The sequence below is a fragment of the Dietzia sp. ANT_WB102 genome (assembly GCF_008369165.1).
In the GTDB taxonomy this organism is placed as follows: domain Bacteria; phylum Actinomycetota; class Actinomycetes; order Mycobacteriales; family Mycobacteriaceae; genus Dietzia.
Window position 1 is genome coordinate 427410 of record NZ_VOBA01000002.1, and the last position, 15744, is coordinate 443153.

Below are 15744 nucleotides of genomic sequence, written 5' to 3' on the forward strand. Positions count from 1 at the left end.
CCTCCCGGTGGAGACGTTCAATGTATGTCGGTGACCACACACTATCGCCGGGGTGACCTGGCGGCCACGTCGCCCATCCTCCGGGCGTGGCAGGCGAGACGCTTTACAAGGCGGGATATGTGAAGCTAGAGGGTATGAGCGAGCACGACGGTGCACCTGAGGTCTGGCCGACCAGAAACTCCACAGTGGTCGACGCGCCCGTGGAGGACGTCATGGCAGTCATCTCCGATTTTGCTGCTTACCCTCGGTGGTCAGCGTCCATCCGCGCCGCCGAAGTCCTGTCAGAGGGTCCCGACGGCCGTCCTGACCGGGTGCGGTTCGAGCTCGAGGCGGGCGCGATCGCCGACGAGTACGTCCTCGTCTACTCCTGGTCGGCGGATGACCGGAGCGTCGAGTGGCGTCTCGAGAGCTCTACGTTGCAGAGAGCTCAACGGGGAAGCTACCGGCTCGAACCCGTGGAGGGCGGTACGCGGGTGGACTACGAGCTCGAGATCGAACTGACCGTCCCGGTGATCGGGAGTCTGCGGAGTCGTGCCCAGCGGCGGATCCTCGGCGATGCGTTGAGTGAACTGAAGCGCCGGGCGGAGTCGCGGTGATCAGGACACGGGTCGTCATCGTCCTCGGGGGCGGCCCCGAGGACCGCGCACGCACCACCGCCGACATTCTTGAGCGCCCGGGGTGCACTGCGCTGGTCTTGACCGGTCATCCCGACGCCATGGATCCCCGTCTCGACGTCTCGGCGGACGGCCCTGTGGAGCTTCGCGTCGACGACAGTCGGGCGAGGCTCGAGGCCTACCGGTCCGGTGCCGCCAACCCGGACGACGACGTCCTGGCCGCGCTCGCAGTTGGGGGCGATACCCCCCTGGCTGCGGTGCTCGGATGGGAGTACGCGCGCCGCGCAGCGATGTCCGACTTCTGGGACGTCGTCGTGGTCGAACTGGACGGGGAACTGACCGCGATTCGCCGGCTCGCTGCGGCCGGGGAACTCGCCGCCTTCGTAGAATCGCGCTGGCCCGCCAATGTGCGCTTCGCTTCTATGGCAGCGGGCGGTCGCGCCGACGCGCGGCTCCGCGAGGCGCACCGGCTCGCGCGGCTAGCTGGTGACGTGGCGGACTTCCTGGCCGGGCCCGTCGAGATCGTGGTGGCGGGGTCACGGACCGGCGATACCGCTGCCATGGCGGCCCTGGCCCGCGGCGCCGTCGCCCCGGTGGTGGCTCCTGATGGCGAGGGCGGATACCTCTGCGAATACCCCGCACCAACCCGCCCGGCCGCGCCGGTGTCGATCGAGGGGGACCGGCTCCGCCTGGAATTCGACGGGTTCCGGACCGTGGTGCCCCTGCCCGCACTGCTGTCCCGATGCGTGCTCACCGGATCCGCGTACGACCCCGACGCCGCTCGATTGGTCATCAACTTCCTGCCGGACCCAGATCTGTGGCCTCCGAACCTCGTGCCGTCCGGATCCGCCGACTGCGCCGGGTAGTATGCGCATTCGTCGACAGTCATCACAAGAGGACCGGTGCCCACGTTGCTGTACTACCTGTTCAAATACGTGCTCATCGGCCCGTTCCTGCGGCTGACCAGCCGTCCGGTCGTCACCGGCCTCGAGCACTTCCCCGAGCGCGGTGCCGCACTGTTGGTTGGCAATCACCAGTCGGTAGCGGACTGGCTGTTCACCCCGTTGCTCCTGCCCCGCCGGGTGACGTTCTTGGCGAAGAGCGACTACTTCACCGGAACCGGTATCCGCGGGATGCTCAGCCGGTGGTTCTTCGCGGGGTCGGGCCAGCATCCGATCGACCGCACGAACGCTGACGCCGCCCAGGCCGCCCTCGATGCTGGGCTCGAGGTCCTCTCGTCGGGGGAGATTCTGTGCATCTATCCGGAGGGGACGCGGTCGCCGGACGGTCGCCTGTACCGCGGCAAGACCGGGCCCGCCCGCCTTGCACTCCGCGCCGGGGCCCCGATCATCCCGGTGGGCGTTGTCGGAACCTCCGAATATGTACGCCGGCTCGCCAAATTCCGCTTGGGCCGTCGCTCCGAGGTCAGAGTGATGCTCGGCGATCCGCTCGATCTGGCCCCGTGGGCCGGTCGAGCGGGCGACCGGGCCGCGGAACGTGAGATCACCGACGAGATCATGCGTCGGATCCAGGCGTTGACCGGCCAGGAATATGTGCATGACATCTACGGCGCCGAGATGAAGAAGCGCTACGACGCTGCGCGCGAGTCCGGGCGTAACCTGCTCGACCAGCCCATCGAAGGACAGCGCTGATCTCGTGCGCTACTTCTACGACTGCGAGTTCATCGAGGACGGCACGACGATAGAGCTGGTCTCCGTGGGGATCGTGGCTGAGGACGGCCGTGAGTTCTACGCTGTGTCCACCGAGTTCGACGCGTCGGCGGCCGGGCCGTGGGTGCGGCGCAACGTTCTGCCGAAGCTGCCTAACCCGTCGTCGGCGGCGTGGATGTCGCGGAACCGTATTCGTGACGAGCTCTACGCCTTTGTCACCGCCCCGCCGACCGGGACGGTCGAGATGTGGGCCTGGATCGGGGCGTACGACCATGTGGCCGTGTCCCAACTGTGGGGTGACATGACGACCCTGCCGGCCGCCATGCCCCGGTTCACGCGGGATGTCCGCCAACTCTGGGAGCTCGCCGGCAAGCCAGATCTGCCCCCGCATCCCGGAGGAGAACACGACGCACTGGCCGATGCGCGTCATGCCCTGATGCGCTTCCGCGCCATCGCAACGAGGGCTCCCCACCTGGGTCTCTGAGGTTCACTCCACCGGTCGTGGCGTATCGTCGCCGGGGTGAGCAACTGGACAGTCGACGTCGACATCGCGCAACTTCCCGACCTGCCGCCGCTCTCCGCGGACCTCGATCGGCAGTTGGCCGAAGCCCTCTCAAGGCCTGCCCTGCAACAGCCTTCCTGGGATCCGGGTCATGCTGCGGCAATGCGTAAGGTCCTCGAGAGCGTGCCGCCGATCTGTGTTCCCTCGGAGGTCGAGCACCTCTCCGACCGCCTCGCTGACGTCGCGCACGGTCGTGCGTTCCTGCTCCAGGGCGGCGACTGCGCCGAGACGTTCGAGGCGAATACCGAGCCGCATATCAAGGGCGTTATCCGCACCCTGCTGCAGATGTCGGTGGTACTCACCTACGGTGCCTCGATGCCCGTCGTCAAGGTCGGCCGGATCGCCGGTCAATACGCCAAGCCCCGCTCCGCAGACCGCGACGGCGCCGGGCTGCTGTCCTACCGGGGCGACATGGTCAACAGTCTCGACGCGGACGAGGCCGCGCGCGAGCACGACCCCTCGCGCCTGGTCCGCGCGTACGCCAATGCAGCGGCGGCGATGAACCTGGTCCGCGCGCTGACGGCCTCCGGCACAGCTGACCTGCACCGTGTCCACGAGTGGAATATGGAGTTTGTCGCGGGGTCGCCGGCGGGCGCCCGCTACGAGGCCCTCGCCGCCGAGGTGGATCGCGGCCTTCGTTTCATGGATGCCTGCGGGGTGTCGGATTCGAACCTGCGCTCGGCCGACATCTTCTCCTCCCACGAGGCACTGGTCTTGGATTATGAGCGGGCCATGCTACGTCTGGCCGACGATGGCACCGGACTGACCGGAGACGCCGAGCAGGGGCTGTACGACCTGTCGGCGCACTTCCTGTGGATCGGCGAGCGTACGCGCGGCATCGACGACGCCCACGTCGCGTTCGTCTCACTGATCCAGAACCCGATCGGTCTGAAGATCGGGCCCTCCACCACGCCCGAACTGGCGGTCGACTACGTAAAGAAGCTCGACCCCCATAATCGGCCGGGTCGCCTGACCCTCGTCTCCCGGATGGGTAACGACAAGGTTCGCGACGCCCTGCCCCCGATCGTCCAGGCGGTCGAGGCGACGGGCCACAAGGTCATCTGGCAGTGCGACCCCATGCACGGCAACACCCACTCGACGTCGAACGGCTACAAGACCCGCCACTTCGATCGAATCATCGACGAGGTCCAGGGCTTCTTCGAGGTCCACCACGCTCTCGGTTCACACCCGGGCGGCATCCACATCGAGCTCACCGGTGAGGACGTCACGGAGTGTCTCGGCGGCGCCCAGGACATCTCGGATCTCGATCTCGCGGGCCGCTATGAGACCGCCTGCGACCCGCGGCTCAACACCCAGCAGTCGCTCGAGCTGGCCTACCTCGTGGCGGAGATGCTGCGCAGCTGATACCGGCGCCAGACGCCCCCAGCGGCCCGTCTCAGCCCAGCGCGTCGATCTGGACTTCGCTTCCCCGGGCCACCACCCGGCCGGGCAGCGGGGTCTGGCCAAAAACGATCCCACGGGACGTTCCCGAGTCGATACTCGAGCGCAGCCCGGCCTCCTGTAGCGCCCGACGTGCATCGGAGGCTCGCGAGCCCAGCACCACTGGGACGGTCACCGCATTCGATGGAACGATCCGCAGTACCGCGTTAGCGGGGTCGAGCCGGGCCCCAGCGGGCGGATCCGTGCGCACCACCCGGCCGTCGGCCACCCGACGATCGGTCACGGGTGCCTCTCGGACAATTGTGAACCCGGCTTTGTCGAGGGTGTCGGTCGCCTCGTCGATTGTGACGTCCCGAATGTCCGGAACGGTCAGCGCATTGGAGACCAGCAGGGTGATCCCGTCACCGCGGGACACGTCGATTCCGGGGTCCGGATCGGTGCCTACGGCCAGGCCGCCGTCCACTTCGTCGTCGTAGACCCTCCTGACCTGCGACACGGTCAGGCCCGCGCCCTCAATCGCGGCGCGCGCCTGGTCCTCTTCCAGGCCCACCACCTCGGGAACGGCGACGGGTGCGGGACCGGAGCTTGTGACCATGGCCACCCGGGTACCCACGTCGACGGTCGTGCCCGCGCTCGGCTGTAGCGACACCACCTGTCCGATGGGCACCGAGTCCGAGTGCTCCGCTCCGCCCCGGACCGGATCCAGTGAGTTCTCTCGGAGTGCTGCGGCCACCGTGTCCACCGATCGGTCGGCGCCCACCTCGGGCACCACGGGGCGACCCACGGACACCAGTACCTGCACGGTGTCACCCCGGGGCACCCTTTCGCCCGCCCCGGGGTCGGTGCCCACCAGCGCGGACGGGGCGACGTCGTTGCTGAAAGCGTCCTGCGTGGCGGCGGCCAGCCCGACGGCGTTGACCGCCTCGGTCGCCTGTCCCACCGACATCCCTTGGACCGACGGCACCTCCACGAACCGTCCCGACCCCAGCCACCACCCGGCCACCGCGAGGCCGACGGCGGTGGCGAGCACCACGATGAGCCACAACATCCCGCGTTGACGGTGGGGACGGATGACGTCCCGGTCGGGAGCGGCCTCGAGGTCACCGGGAGGGTAGGGACCCGCACCCGCGCCGTGCCAGTGTGCTGGAGCTACACCCGCGTCCGTCGGAGGGGGGACAGCCCTGGTCTCCACGCGCGTCGGCGTGGGCCCGTCGCCGCGCCGCAGCGCTTCGCCGCTCTCGCGGTCGGCGGCGTCGAACTCTGATTCCCCGCCCGGGGTCGCCCGCGCCGCGTTAGCCCGAGCACGCGCCCACGAGGACTGCCGTGGCGCCGGGACAACATAGTCCGGGAACCGGCTGTCCTTGGCGGCCTGGTCCAGGTCCCTCAACATCTCACCGGCGTCGGCGTATCGGTCCTCGCGACTGCGTCGGGTGGCTCGCAGAATGAGGTGGTCGAGGTCCTCGGCGACGGTGTCGGACTGATCGGACGGGGCCGGGACGTCCGTGTCGAGGCGGCGGTAGGCCACGGCGATGTTGTTGTCACCGCTGAACGGCGGTTCCCCGGTGAGCATCTCGTAGGCGAGCACGCCGAGGGAGTACAGGTCCGACCGGGCGTCGGTGTCGGTGCCGGAGATCTGCTCTGGGGAGAGATAGGCGGCCGTACCCATGACGATGCTGCTCGAGGTGGCGCGGGATTCGGCCACCGCGCGGACCAGCCCGAAGTCGGCGAGCTTGACCGAGCCGTTTGTGGAGATCAGTACATTCTCCGGCTTGATGTCGCGGTGTACGAGTCCCGCCTGGTGCGCCTCACGAAGGGCGCCGAGCAGTGGGCGCAGTACCGCGGCCGCCGCATACGGTGGCATGGGGCCGCGCTCGTCGAGCAGTTCACGTAGCGTCCCGCCGGGCACGAGTTCCATCACCAGGAACGCGGTGCCTGCCTCGATGCCCTGGTCGAAGACTTGGACGATGCCGGGATCCGACAGCCGGGCCGCGGACCGGGCCTCGAGGGTGAAGCGGTCGACGAATGCGCGGTCCCCGGCGAGGGTCGGGTCGAGCAGCTTGACAGCGACGTGCCGGTCCAACCGCTCGTCCGTCGCGAGATGGACGGTGGACATCCCGCCGCGGGCGATCACGGCGTCGAGCCGGTACCGCCCGTCGAGCAGGGTGCCAGGTCCGGGGGGCATCCCGTCGTGAGTGCTCATGTCGTCCATTCTGCCCCTCCCGTCTCGTTCGCGGTATGTCACGAGTGGACCGGGTCCACAGCCCCGGCGGTGGGGTTCAGTTCGCCCGTGGGACTAACCTGGGTGGGGTGAGTACCGTTCCGCACGCCGACGACGTCCTGCCCGCCGACGTAGAGACCATCAACCTGCCCGAGGTGTCCGAACGACTGGGCATCCCCGTGACCCGAGTGCACGATCTGCTGCGCGACGGGACACTTCTCGCCGTCCGGCGCGCGGGCATCATGGTGGTGCCCGCGGTGTTCCTGGACTCCGACGACGAAGTCGTGCGCTTCCTGCCCGGGCTGGTCGCTGTCCTCAGGGACGGGGGCTATCGGGACGAGGAGATCCTGCGCTGGCTGTTCGCCGAGGACGACACCCTGCCCGGCCGGCCGTCCGATGCGCTACATGGTCACCGCGCGCGTGAGGTCATGCGTCGCGCCCAGGCGATGGCGTTCTGACCTCGATGGTCGCGCGCCACCACCACCAGACCGCGGCGATGGATGCCGCCACGGCCGTCCCGACGAGCGCCGGGCTGTAGAGGCTGGTCGAGCCGTTGGGCCCGATCGCCATCACCAGGAACACGGTCACTCCCACGGCTGCGGTGGTCGCGCGTCGGCCGGGTCGGGCGACGATCCAGAACGCCGCCACCCACACGTGGTACCAGGGCCAGGCCAGCGAGTTGAGGACCACGAAGGCCAGCAGGGCCACCATGATGCCGCGCAGTGCCGCGCTCGTGTCGCGCCGGTGCAGCCACCACACCGCCACGAGCGTCGCCGCGAGTACCACGCGTCCCACGAGACGGGCGACGGCCAGGACATCCTCGAAGCCGGGGGTGTCGAACACCGCGTGGACCAGGTGCGCCACCGCGGTGGGCGCGCTGAGGTAGTTGATGACCCGGTCGGAGACGGAGATCGCGTCCACCCAGCCGAACCCGGTGCCCGCGGCCAGCGTGGCGAGGACGAACGCGACGACTGCGGCACCGGCGGCTATCCCGGTGTCGAGCAGCGCGCTGGCGACGGGGCGTCGCGTCGAGGGGGAGGACCGGCGTAGATCCACGGCGATCCACAGCAGGAATGGCGCCACGATCACGGCGGTGGCTTTGAACGCCACCGCGATCCCTATCGCCGCGCCCGCCCGCGCGGTGCGCCTGTCCAGGGTGAGCACCACTGCACCGAGGCACGCCACCAGCGGGAAGATCTCGTTGTGTAGCCCGCCCGACAGGTGGATCACGGACAGTGGGGAGGCGCCCGCCATCCACGCCGCGGCCCCGGCGTCCACCCCCGTGCGGCGGGCCAGAGCCACCACGAGTGCGACGAGGGCAGCCAGCGCGGCGAGCACGGCCACCCGCAGGATGATGACCCCCACCGTCGGGTGTCCGCCAGACAGGGTCACGATGCCGCGCATGAGAAGTAGGTGCAACGGGCCGTAGGGGGTCGCCGTGGACTGCCAGTCCGGGCTGACCTCGTTGGTGAACGGGCCCGGGTTGGCCTCTGGTCCGTGGTGGTAGGGGTCGACGCCCGCCGCGGTCATGGCGCCCTGCGCGAGGTAGGACCACGCATCGCGGCTGAATAGGGGGACCGCGAGCAGCATCGGCGCCGACCACAGGGCGGTGGCCCAGACGGGGTCGCGGGTGGGTAGCCGTCCGGAGATCGCGCGCGGGCCGAGCGCGAGCCACGAGGTGACCAGGAGGGCGACGCCCGCCCAGCACACGATGAGGGCGAGCATCTCGCCGTGGCCGAACGTGAAACCGGGCAGGCCCACCGCGACGGCCGCGCCGCCGTCAACGGGGAGGGCGCCCGCGCCGAAACCGGAGACGGTGAGCAGAACAGAACCGAGGACGCCTCGCCAGAGGGCAGGTCCGGAGGGCCCGGTCAGGGCGGCGCGGGCCGACGCGGTCGTCGCGGTGGTCACCGCGCGGATCCGCGACGCGGGTGTCGGCGATGGCCCCCGCGGCGCGAACGATGACGACGGCGAGACGGCCGTGTCGGGGAGGGGTTCAGTCGCGTCGGGCACGGATCAGGCTCGCCTACGGGTCGCGGCCTCCGCCAGTGCCCGCAGCGTGTCCCGCCCGTGATCGCTGATGGCGTCGGAGGCGATGGCGTCCAGAGCGCGGGTGGTCAACGCGTCGATCTCGGCCTCCACAGAGGCCACGGCGCCAGACTCGACGAGGATGGCCCGGGCGCGTTCGAGTGTGGCCGCATCGGGCTCTGTGCCGAGAATATCCAGGAGGAACGCCGAGTCCGAACGGGGGGCGAGCGCGGTGGCGCGAGCGAGCAGGAGGGTGCGCTTGCCCTCGCGCAGATCGTCCCCGGAGGGCTTGCCGGTGACCTCGGGGTCGCCGAAGACGCCCAACATGTCGTCGCGCAACTGGAAGGCCTGCCCGACGGCGACCCCGAACTCCCGCAGAGCCGAGACGGTCTTGGCCCCGGCACCGGCGAGCTCGGCGCCGATGTGCAGTGGCCGCTCGACAGTGTAAGCGGCGGTCTTGTAGCGGTTCACCCGGGCCGGGGTGATCTCGTCGGTGGCGCCCGAGGCCTCGGCGAGGATGTCGAGCATCTGTCCTGACAGGACCTCGGTCTTCATCGCGTGCCACGGCCCCAACGCCCGGGACAGCGCGCCCGGCTCGACGCCTGACGACACGAACATCTCGTCGGCCCAGGTCAGGGCCAAGTCTCCCACGAGGATGGCCTGGGAGACGCCGTAACGCGCCGCGTCCCCGTCCCAGTTCTCGTCACGGTGCGAGGTCTCGACCGTGCGGTGGACGGTGGGGCGCCCGCGTCTCGTGTCGGAGGCGTCCACGATGTCGTCATGGATCAGGGCGCACGCCTGGATCAATTCGAGAGCGGCGCAGGCGGTCACGACCTCGTCCGGGGCGGGCGCGTCGGTGTCGCTGGCTGCGGCCCAACCGGCCAGCGCGAATCGGGGTCGTATTCGCTTTCCGCCGTCGAGCACGAAGTCGGAGAGGAGCCCGACCAGGCGATCGACCCGCTCGTCGATTCCCGCCACGACCACGCGACGTCCGTCGATGTGGCGGCGGAGCGCGGCGAGGACGCGTTCTCCGTCGTCGGGGCGAGTCGCCGGGACCACGGGCACCATCCCTTCCGGGCGCACTGTCCGAACGCCCTCGTCGCCGATGATCCTAGTCGTCGGGCGGCGGCCAGCCCGGGCGAGTGCCGGGCTACCCTAGTCGGGTGACCCAGCTACCCGACTCCGACCCGACGGACGGCGGCCGGCCCCCGAGCATCGTGGAGCGGATCGCGACGTCGACCACCCCGAGAGTTCCATTCTCCGTCGAGTTCTACCCGCCGCGTGACGAAGTCGCCGAGGAACGCCTCTGGCGTGCAGCCTCCGTATTCTCCGACCTCGGGGCGGCGTTCGTCTCAGTCACCTACGGGGCAGGGGGATCAACCCGGGACCGGACGGTCCGGGTGGTCGAGCGCCTCGTCCGCGAAACCGACCTGCTGCCGATCGCGCACCTGACTGCGGTCGATCACACGGTCGCCGAGCTCAGCGACATGATCCGGATGTACGGCGACGTCGGGGTGTCCAATATCCTCGCGCTGCGTGGCGACCCGCCCGGGGATCCGCTGGGGGACTGGACGGCTCACCCGGAGGGTTTGCACTATGCGGAGGAACTCGTCCGGTTGATCCACGAGGTGGGTGACTTCCACGTGGGCGTCGCATCGTTCCCGGAGGGGCACTACCGGGCTCGTGACCTCGACCACGACACCGAGATCCTGGTCAACAAGCTTCGTGCGGGGGCTGAGTACTCGATCACCCAGATGTTCTGGGACGTGGAGCACTACTTGCGTCTGCGTGACCGGGCCGTCGCGGCGGACCCGGAGCAGGGCGCCAAACCCATCATTCCCGGGCTCATGCCGGTCACGAGCTTGCGCCAGGTGAAGCGAATGGTTGAGCTTTCGGGCTGCGCACTGCCCGACGATCTGTCCGAGCGTCTCCGGGCCGCGGCGGGGGACGGGCCGGAGGAGAACCGCGCTGCGGTCCGCGAGGTCGGCATCGACCTCACCACCCGCATGTGCGATCGGTTGATCGCCGAGGGCGTGCCGTGCCTGCACTTCAACACCCTCAACTTCTCCAAGGCCACGCATGAGGTGCTCGCTAACCTATCGATGGCTCCCGCCTCCGGGGTGGCGGCCGGCCAGATCTAATCCGAACTACGCCGGGGGATCGGTTCGACGCCGGAGTCGGTCGTGCGCGGCCAGGTCAGCGGACCAACAGGTCGGCGCGGGCCCGGGACGTACGGGCGGCCAGGATGGTCCCGATGGCCACCAACAGGGCGGCGCCGATCCCCACGATCATCCACACGGCGAACCCGCGGGCGGCCGGGTCCGGGTACGACGACGAGGCCTGCATCCGGGTGATGGACCCCGGAGCAGGGGTCCAGCTCACGGAGTTACCGGCCCCGATGGTGCCGTTCGTCTCGCTGATGCGGTTGGGAAAAGTGAGGTCGACCCGGGTGGTTGCCGTCTCGGAGCGGTCGGGGGGCAACAGCGACAGGTCCACCGACCCGCTGAAGGACACCGTGTCTCCGCTGCGTCGGAATCCCAGGGTGTACGGCCGTGCCCCCTCGATGTCGATCGCCAGGGTGAGCGCGTCGACCTCTGCGAACGTCAGCTGGGTGAAGTAGATCTCGCGGCCGGTGAATCCGTCCGCAGAGTATGGGGTAATCCGGACCTTCTGCTCGAGCCCGGGCGGTGTGATGATCCGGTCGAGAGCGGTCGCCTGTGCTGGCTGGTCTCCGGCCACCAGGATTCTGCCGGAGACGGTGTCGTCCTTGCGCACGCTCATCTGTGCATTGAGCTGGAGACAGCCGGAGAGGACCACCAGGAGAGAGGCCAGGGCGGTGATGCCCGCCAACCGCCGGGGCAGCCGGGAGCGGCCACTGCGCGCGGGGGCGTTCGGGAGGTGCACGGTCACGGCGGTCATTGTGCCCGGGGCCGCAGTCGCCGCCGCGCCGACCTGCCGAGACTGCGCGAGACGAGTTGTGCCACAGTCCTGCCGCTGGACCCGATGACACCGCCACCCGGGTGCGTCGATGCCCCCGCCAGGAAGACTCCGTCAGCCCCGGGCACGGCGTAACCGCGCAGATCGGGGTGGGGGCGCATCGGCAACATCTGGTCCAGCGACATTTCCACGTGCATGACGTTCCCTCCGATCAGTCCCAGTTCGATCTCCAGATCCTCAGGGGTCTGGACGTGACGGTGGATGATCGAGTCGGCCAGGCCCGGAGCGAATCGGTCCGCGACCGCGACGATCCGGTCCGCCTCCGCGCCTCCCTCCTCAGACCATCCACGACCGTCGGCGAGGTGGCGGGGGTGCCACTGCGACCACAGCGTCAGCTCGTGCCGGCCCTCCGGCGCGAGTGAGGGGTCGAGAGAACTGAAGCTCATCGCCAGGACGGCGGGGTCGGCGTCAAGGGCACCTGCCGCGGCGACCCCGTAGCGACGGTCGAGGTCACGCCTGTCGGTGACGAGTAGCTGCAAACCGTGGGCGCTGATGCTGGTGGGGACGCCGGGATACGTGGGCAGGTCGCTGGTGCCGAGCCGAACGGCCATGCCCAGCCCGAACCCGGGTCGGATCCGTCGTCGCCAGCCGTCCAGTGTCCCCGCCGGAAGCTCACGGCTGAGGAGCCCCAGGGTGGTGTGGACGTGGCAGGCGGCGACGACAGCCGAGCAGTACAGGGAGCGTCCGTCCTCGGTGTCGACACGCCATCCCGGACCCGCGCGCCGGATAGCGCCGGCCCCGGCGCCCGCGGTGACCGAACCCCCGTGTGCTCGGACGGCGGACGTGAGGGCGTCGGCGAGCGCGCCTGAGCCGCCGATCGCCCGACCGGGAGGGATCCGGTGCATCAGCGCAGCGAACCCGATCATCGGGGCGGTGGCCGGGTGCGACATCGGCGGCCCCGACTGGGCCCCGAACCAGGACAGCGCGGCCTTCAGTCGCTCCGACGTGAATAGCGAGTCCAACAGAGCGTCACCGGACGACAGGAAGGTCTGGACCGTGCCGAACGGATCGCGAAGGTCGTCGACCCCCAGGAACGCCGATCCGAGGCCCGGGGCGGTGGGACGGACCGAGAAGCCCTTCATCATCCGGCCCGCGAGGACATCCCACCGGCGGACGAACTCGCGGTAGGCGTGTGCGTCGGCCTCACCGCAGGCCGAGGCGATGCTGGAGCACGTGGCGTCGAGATCGCGGTGGAAGACGATCGGTGGGGCATCGGACCCCGGCGGGGCGGGGGCGAATCCCCAGGGGTCGCAGTCGATGTAACGCAGCCCGTGTGCTGCCAGATCGAGTTCCTCGATGATGCCGGTGTGCCGGATCATCAGGTGTGCCGAGGATCCACGGTCGGTGCGGTGGCCCGGGTACCGCTCGACCGTCGACGTTGCCCCACCGATCACCGTGTCCTTCTCGACTACGTGCACGTCGAATCCGGAGCGGGCCAGATAGGCGGCGCACACTAGCCCGTTGTGGCCGGAGCCGATCACCACGACGTCATGCCGGGGGTTCACGCCTGATCCCCGTCATCTGGAAGGGGCAGGGACCGGGCCAGGACGGCGAACGGTCTGGCATCGCCCTGGAACCGGTAGGAACGGAGCACATCGGTGAACCCCATCGACCGGTACAGACGCCAGGCGCCGTTGTTCTCGCCCTCGACCTCGGGCGTCGACAGCAGAACCGTGCTCTCCGGCCGGTCGTCGAGGAAGGTGCGCATGAGAGCCGCGCCGATCCCTCGCCCCTGGAGTCCGGGGGCGACGTGCAACTCCGTCAGTTCCACGTAGTCGGGTGGGAGTTCTCGGCCACGGTCTCGGAGCCCCCGTGAGACCTGGTCGTACCACCACTGCCCGGGAGCACCGTGGTAGCCGTAGCAGATGGCGACGAGCTGACCCCGCGTCGGACCGAGCAGACGCCGACGCGGAGCCTCGAACGCGGCGACCCCGGACCAGCCCTCCCGGTAGCTGTGCTCCATCCACGCTGCGGCCCGAGAACGGATCACCTGCGGGGAATAGCCCATGGCGTCGACGTAGACCCCCAGAGCCTCGGGCAGTCGGTCTCGGAAGTCGGCTGCATCGAGCCGGGTGATCACGGTGTCCATCCACCCCATTTCATCACGGGCGGGCATCCGGGGCGTCGGGATGTGTCGTACCTGGGCGATACCGTGCGCGCAGAAGGGTAGGTGCGGTGGAGATGGATAGCTGGAACAGGCAGCGGATGTCTGGCGGGGGAGCCGTGGGGATCCTCGGACGGGCGAGCCGGGCAGAGCTGCACCGTGGACGCGCGATCGCCGCCGCGGATCCTGCCGAGCGCTTCCTCGAGGCATACCGCGCCGCGAGGTACGCAGCGAGCGCACTACTTGCTCCGGGGCCGCGGCGGCGCGGGCCCGCGGACGTGTGGCACCGGCTCGCGGCAGAGGTACCGGAGCTGGGCCAGTGGGCGACCGCTTTTGGTGGGTACTCCGCGCTGGCGGCCGCGGTCGAGGACGGCCTCCCGCGCACGATCTCGGATCACATGGCGGATGATTTCCTGTGGGCAGTGGGCCGGTTTCTCGATGTGGTGGACGAGCGGTTGGGGGTCCTGGGCCCCGCGGCCTGAGACACCTGCGGCCAGGAGCGGGATTCCCTAGCCCTTCGAGGGGAATCCCGGTGGTCCCAGCCGCGTTGCCCTCGTATGATGGGAGGAACCCTGACCGGCTGATCCCCATCCACGGTTGGTGCGAACCAACCGAGCCGGCCGCGCTCGTCATCACGAGCAATTGAAGGAGGTCGAAGTGCCCCTGTCCGAGCACGAGCAGCGCATGCTCAAGGAAATCGAGAGCGCGCTCTACGCCGACGACCCCAAGTTCGCGTCGTCCGTCCGAAAGACCGGTTCGACCGGTGCTCGTCGTCCTGCGGGCTTGGTGGTTGCGCTGGCGATCCTCGGAGTGGCCCTTCTGATCGGCGGCCTCGCCCTCGACTTCAAGCCCGGAGGCTTCCCGGTACTGAGTCTCGTCGGGTTCCTCGTCATGTTCGCAGCGGGCGTCCTCGCCCTGCGCTCCACGCCGGCGCAGAGAACCCACGGACTCAAGCGCCCCGGCGGCGCGCGAGTCCCCGGTGCCGGACGGGCGTCGACCAAGTCCGCTGACGGACGGTCCTATTCATCCCGGATGGAGGATCGCTTCCGTCGTCGTTTCGACCAGGAGCCGTAGCCGGCCCGTTCCTCGGCCTCCGCAGAAGGGGTGAGCGCATCAGCGCTCACCCCTTCTGTCATTTGTCCGCCGTCGCTCGGGCGGCGGCCCGCTCCGGCGTCTGCGATACGCGCGGCGGTTAGGCCGCAAGCGACGAACCGCCCTGCCCGGCTGCCACGCCTCCCCACCACGTCCCACCATGTCCCCCCACGACTCCCCACCCAAGTCGCATCTTCTTCCCCATGAGTCTCGCTGAGTCACATGAGCCTCAAAATAGGCGCGAGAATTGAGCGAGTTGGAGGGGTGGGACTCGATCGCCGGCAACGCTTTTCTGTACAGGACTGCCTGTGGCCTGCGAAGACTAGCCGCGGTGGGGCGAAGTGGGGCGCAGCCCTTGTTTGTGGGGCGTTGTGGGGTAGAGTGGGGCACGCAAGGAGCTCGATGGGCTTGGACGCCAGGAGGTGGCGGGTGACCGACACCGATCCCGTCGACTCTGGACGCGAACGAGCCTTTGTCGGGTACGGGACACACCGTCCCAAGCTCGACGACAAGGGGCGACTGACGATCCCCGCCCGATTCAGGCCAGGCCTGGCAGACGGGGTGGTGGTGTGTGGGTGGTTCACCAACACACTCTCGGTTTTCCCTGAAGACGAGTTCGACGCGCTGGTCCGAAAGGTCCGGCCGACCGCCAACCTCAGCGAGAGGCACATGGCGTTCTTCCGGCTCTTGGTGAGCGGTGCGGAAGTCCAGCAACTGGATTCGCAGGGACGGATCTCCATCCCGGCGAGTCAGCGGAACTACGCGGGTCTCGACAAGGACTGCGTCGTCAACGGCCTCGGGGAGCGTCTCGAGGTCTGGGACGCCGAAGCGTGGGATCGCTACAGCGAGGAGAACCTACCCGTGTTCTCCGAGATGGAGGGCACCTCACTCGGTATCGAGTTCTGATCCGGAAGAGGACACGACAAGCAAGCGAGAGCACGACGGACGGAGCCCCCCGGCCCCTGCCCGGCACCACCCTGACGTACTTCCCCAACGCCAGGTGGGTACCGGACGGGGACCAGGGGGCTCCACCACAACCGGAGCACCGACGACTTCCG

Annotated in this window: 16 protein-coding genes; 10 read left to right on the forward strand and 6 right to left on the reverse strand. The window is 69.3% G+C overall.

Annotated features, from left to right (window positions below; translation table 11 throughout):
* The first annotated feature begins 134 nt into the window (after positions 1-134).
* The 5 genes from FQ137_RS13680 to FQ137_RS13700 are packed head-to-tail and all read left to right on the forward strand — an operon-like array spanning position 135 to position 4211.
* Positions 135-596, forward strand: a complete 462-nt coding sequence (locus FQ137_RS13680; RefSeq protein WP_149293146.1) for an SRPBCC family protein — start codon at positions 135-137, stop codon at positions 594-596.
* Positions 593-1480 carry a hypothetical protein gene (locus tag FQ137_RS13685; RefSeq protein WP_149293147.1) on the forward strand — a complete coding sequence of 296 codons (888 nt, stop codon included), beginning with the start codon at positions 593-595 and terminating at the stop codon, positions 1478-1480. Before FQ137_RS13680 ends, FQ137_RS13685 begins: the two co-directional genes overlap by 4 nt.
* A 36-nt stretch (positions 1481-1516) precedes the next feature.
* Positions 1517-2266, forward strand: coding sequence for a 1-acyl-sn-glycerol-3-phosphate acyltransferase (locus FQ137_RS13690; RefSeq protein WP_149293148.1), 750 nt, complete (start codon positions 1517-1519; stop codon positions 2264-2266).
* 4 nt (positions 2267-2270) lie between these two features.
* Positions 2271-2768: a polyadenylate-specific 3'-exoribonuclease AS gene (locus tag FQ137_RS13695; protein ID WP_149293149.1), complete on the forward strand. Its 498-nt coding sequence runs from the start codon at positions 2271-2273 to the stop codon at positions 2766-2768.
* A gap of 36 nt (positions 2769-2804) precedes the next feature.
* Positions 2805-4211, forward strand: coding sequence for a class II 3-deoxy-7-phosphoheptulonate synthase (locus tag FQ137_RS13700; RefSeq protein WP_149293150.1), 1407 nt, complete (start codon positions 2805-2807; stop codon positions 4209-4211).
* A 31-nt stretch (positions 4212-4242) separates the two neighbouring features.
* Here the strand turns inward: FQ137_RS13700 and pknB are convergent, their stop codons facing one another.
* Entirely contained in the window at positions 4243-6447 is a 2205-nt protein-coding gene (gene pknB / locus FQ137_RS13705; RefSeq protein WP_255584364.1) for a Stk1 family PASTA domain-containing Ser/Thr kinase, read from the reverse strand.
* Between the two features lie 107 nt (positions 6448-6554).
* On the opposite strand from pknB, the gene FQ137_RS13710 reads away from it, so the two are divergent.
* On the forward strand, positions 6555-6923 hold the full coding sequence (locus tag FQ137_RS13710) for an Rv2175c family DNA-binding protein (RefSeq protein WP_149293152.1): 369 nt from the start codon (positions 6555-6557) through the stop codon (positions 6921-6923).
* Here FQ137_RS13710 and mptB read toward each other — a convergent pair.
* Positions 6892-8376 (reverse strand): polyprenol phosphomannose-dependent alpha 1,6 mannosyltransferase MptB, encoded by a 1485-nt coding sequence (mptB, locus tag FQ137_RS13715; protein WP_149293153.1) that lies wholly within the window; start codon positions 8374-8376, stop codon positions 6892-6894. The two genes, FQ137_RS13710 and mptB, sit on opposite strands and share 32 nt — an antisense overlap.
* Positions 8377-8481: 105 nt before the next feature.
* Positions 8482-9561: a polyprenyl synthetase family protein gene (locus FQ137_RS13720; protein ID WP_149293315.1), complete on the reverse strand. Its 1080-nt coding sequence runs from the start codon at positions 9559-9561 to the stop codon at positions 8482-8484.
* Positions 9562-9656: 95 nt separating this feature from the next.
* On the opposite strand from FQ137_RS13720, the gene metF reads away from it, so the two are divergent.
* A complete protein-coding gene (gene metF / locus FQ137_RS13725; RefSeq protein ID WP_149293154.1) occupies positions 9657-10634 on the forward strand; it encodes a methylenetetrahydrofolate reductase [NAD(P)H] in 978 nt (325 codons plus the stop codon).
* A 55-nt stretch (positions 10635-10689) separates the two neighbouring features.
* Here the strand turns inward: metF and FQ137_RS13730 are convergent, their stop codons facing one another.
* From FQ137_RS13730 to FQ137_RS13740, 3 genes are read right to left on the reverse strand one after another with little or no spacing between them, the layout of a single operon-like run.
* Complete coding sequence (locus FQ137_RS13730) at positions 10690-11412, reverse strand: DUF3153 domain-containing protein (protein WP_149293155.1); 723 nt, start codon at positions 11410-11412, stop codon at positions 10690-10692.
* Positions 11409-12995 (reverse strand): NAD(P)/FAD-dependent oxidoreductase, encoded by a 1587-nt coding sequence (locus tag FQ137_RS13735; protein ID WP_149293156.1) that lies wholly within the window; start codon positions 12993-12995, stop codon positions 11409-11411. The genes FQ137_RS13730 and FQ137_RS13735 overlap by 4 nt, the downstream gene beginning before the upstream one ends.
* The gene (locus tag FQ137_RS13740; RefSeq protein WP_149293157.1) at positions 12992-13579 is read right to left on the reverse strand and encodes an N-acetyltransferase; all 588 of its coding nucleotides are present in this window, start codon (positions 13577-13579) and stop codon (positions 12992-12994) included. The genes FQ137_RS13735 and FQ137_RS13740 overlap by 4 nt, the downstream gene beginning before the upstream one ends.
* Before the next feature lie 92 nt (positions 13580-13671).
* Here FQ137_RS13740 and FQ137_RS13745 point away from each other — a divergent pair, with 92 nt between their 5' ends.
* The 3 genes from FQ137_RS13745 to mraZ all read left to right on the forward strand — a co-directional run bounded on the left by FQ137_RS13745 (position 13672) and on the right by mraZ (position 15592).
* Positions 13672-14076, forward strand: a complete 405-nt coding sequence (locus FQ137_RS13745) for an SAV_6107 family HEPN domain-containing protein (protein ID WP_149293158.1) — start codon at positions 13672-13674, stop codon at positions 14074-14076.
* A gap of 175 nt (positions 14077-14251) precedes the next feature.
* A complete protein-coding gene (locus FQ137_RS13750) occupies positions 14252-14668 on the forward strand; it encodes a DUF3040 domain-containing protein (RefSeq protein ID WP_149293159.1) in 417 nt (138 codons plus the stop codon).
* 447 nt (positions 14669-15115) lie between these two features.
* The gene (gene mraZ / locus FQ137_RS13755; protein WP_149293160.1) at positions 15116-15592 is read left to right on the forward strand and encodes a division/cell wall cluster transcriptional repressor MraZ; all 477 of its coding nucleotides are present in this window, start codon (positions 15116-15118) and stop codon (positions 15590-15592) included.
* The last annotated feature ends 152 nt before the right edge of the window (positions 15593-15744 follow it).

Coding starts and splice junctions, on each gene's coding strand:
- FQ137_RS13680 (WP_149293146.1), top strand. CDS start 135: ATGAGCGAGCACGACGGTGCACCTGAGGTCTGGCCGACCAGAAACTCC.
- pknB (WP_255584364.1), bottom strand. CDS start 6,447: ATGAGCACTCACGACGGGATGCCCCCCGGACCTGGCACCCTGCTCGAC.
- FQ137_RS13720 (WP_149293315.1), bottom strand. CDS start 9,561: ATGGTGCCCGTGGTCCCGGCGACTCGCCCCGACGACGGAGAACGCGTC.
- FQ137_RS13730 (WP_149293155.1), bottom strand. CDS start 11,412: ATGACCGCCGTGACCGTGCACCTCCCGAACGCCCCCGCGCGCAGTGGC.
- FQ137_RS13740 (WP_149293157.1), bottom strand. CDS start 13,579: ATGGACACCGTGATCACCCGGCTCGATGCAGCCGACTTCCGAGACCGA.
- FQ137_RS13745 (WP_149293158.1), top strand. CDS start 13,672: ATGGATAGCTGGAACAGGCAGCGGATGTCTGGCGGGGGAGCCGTGGGG.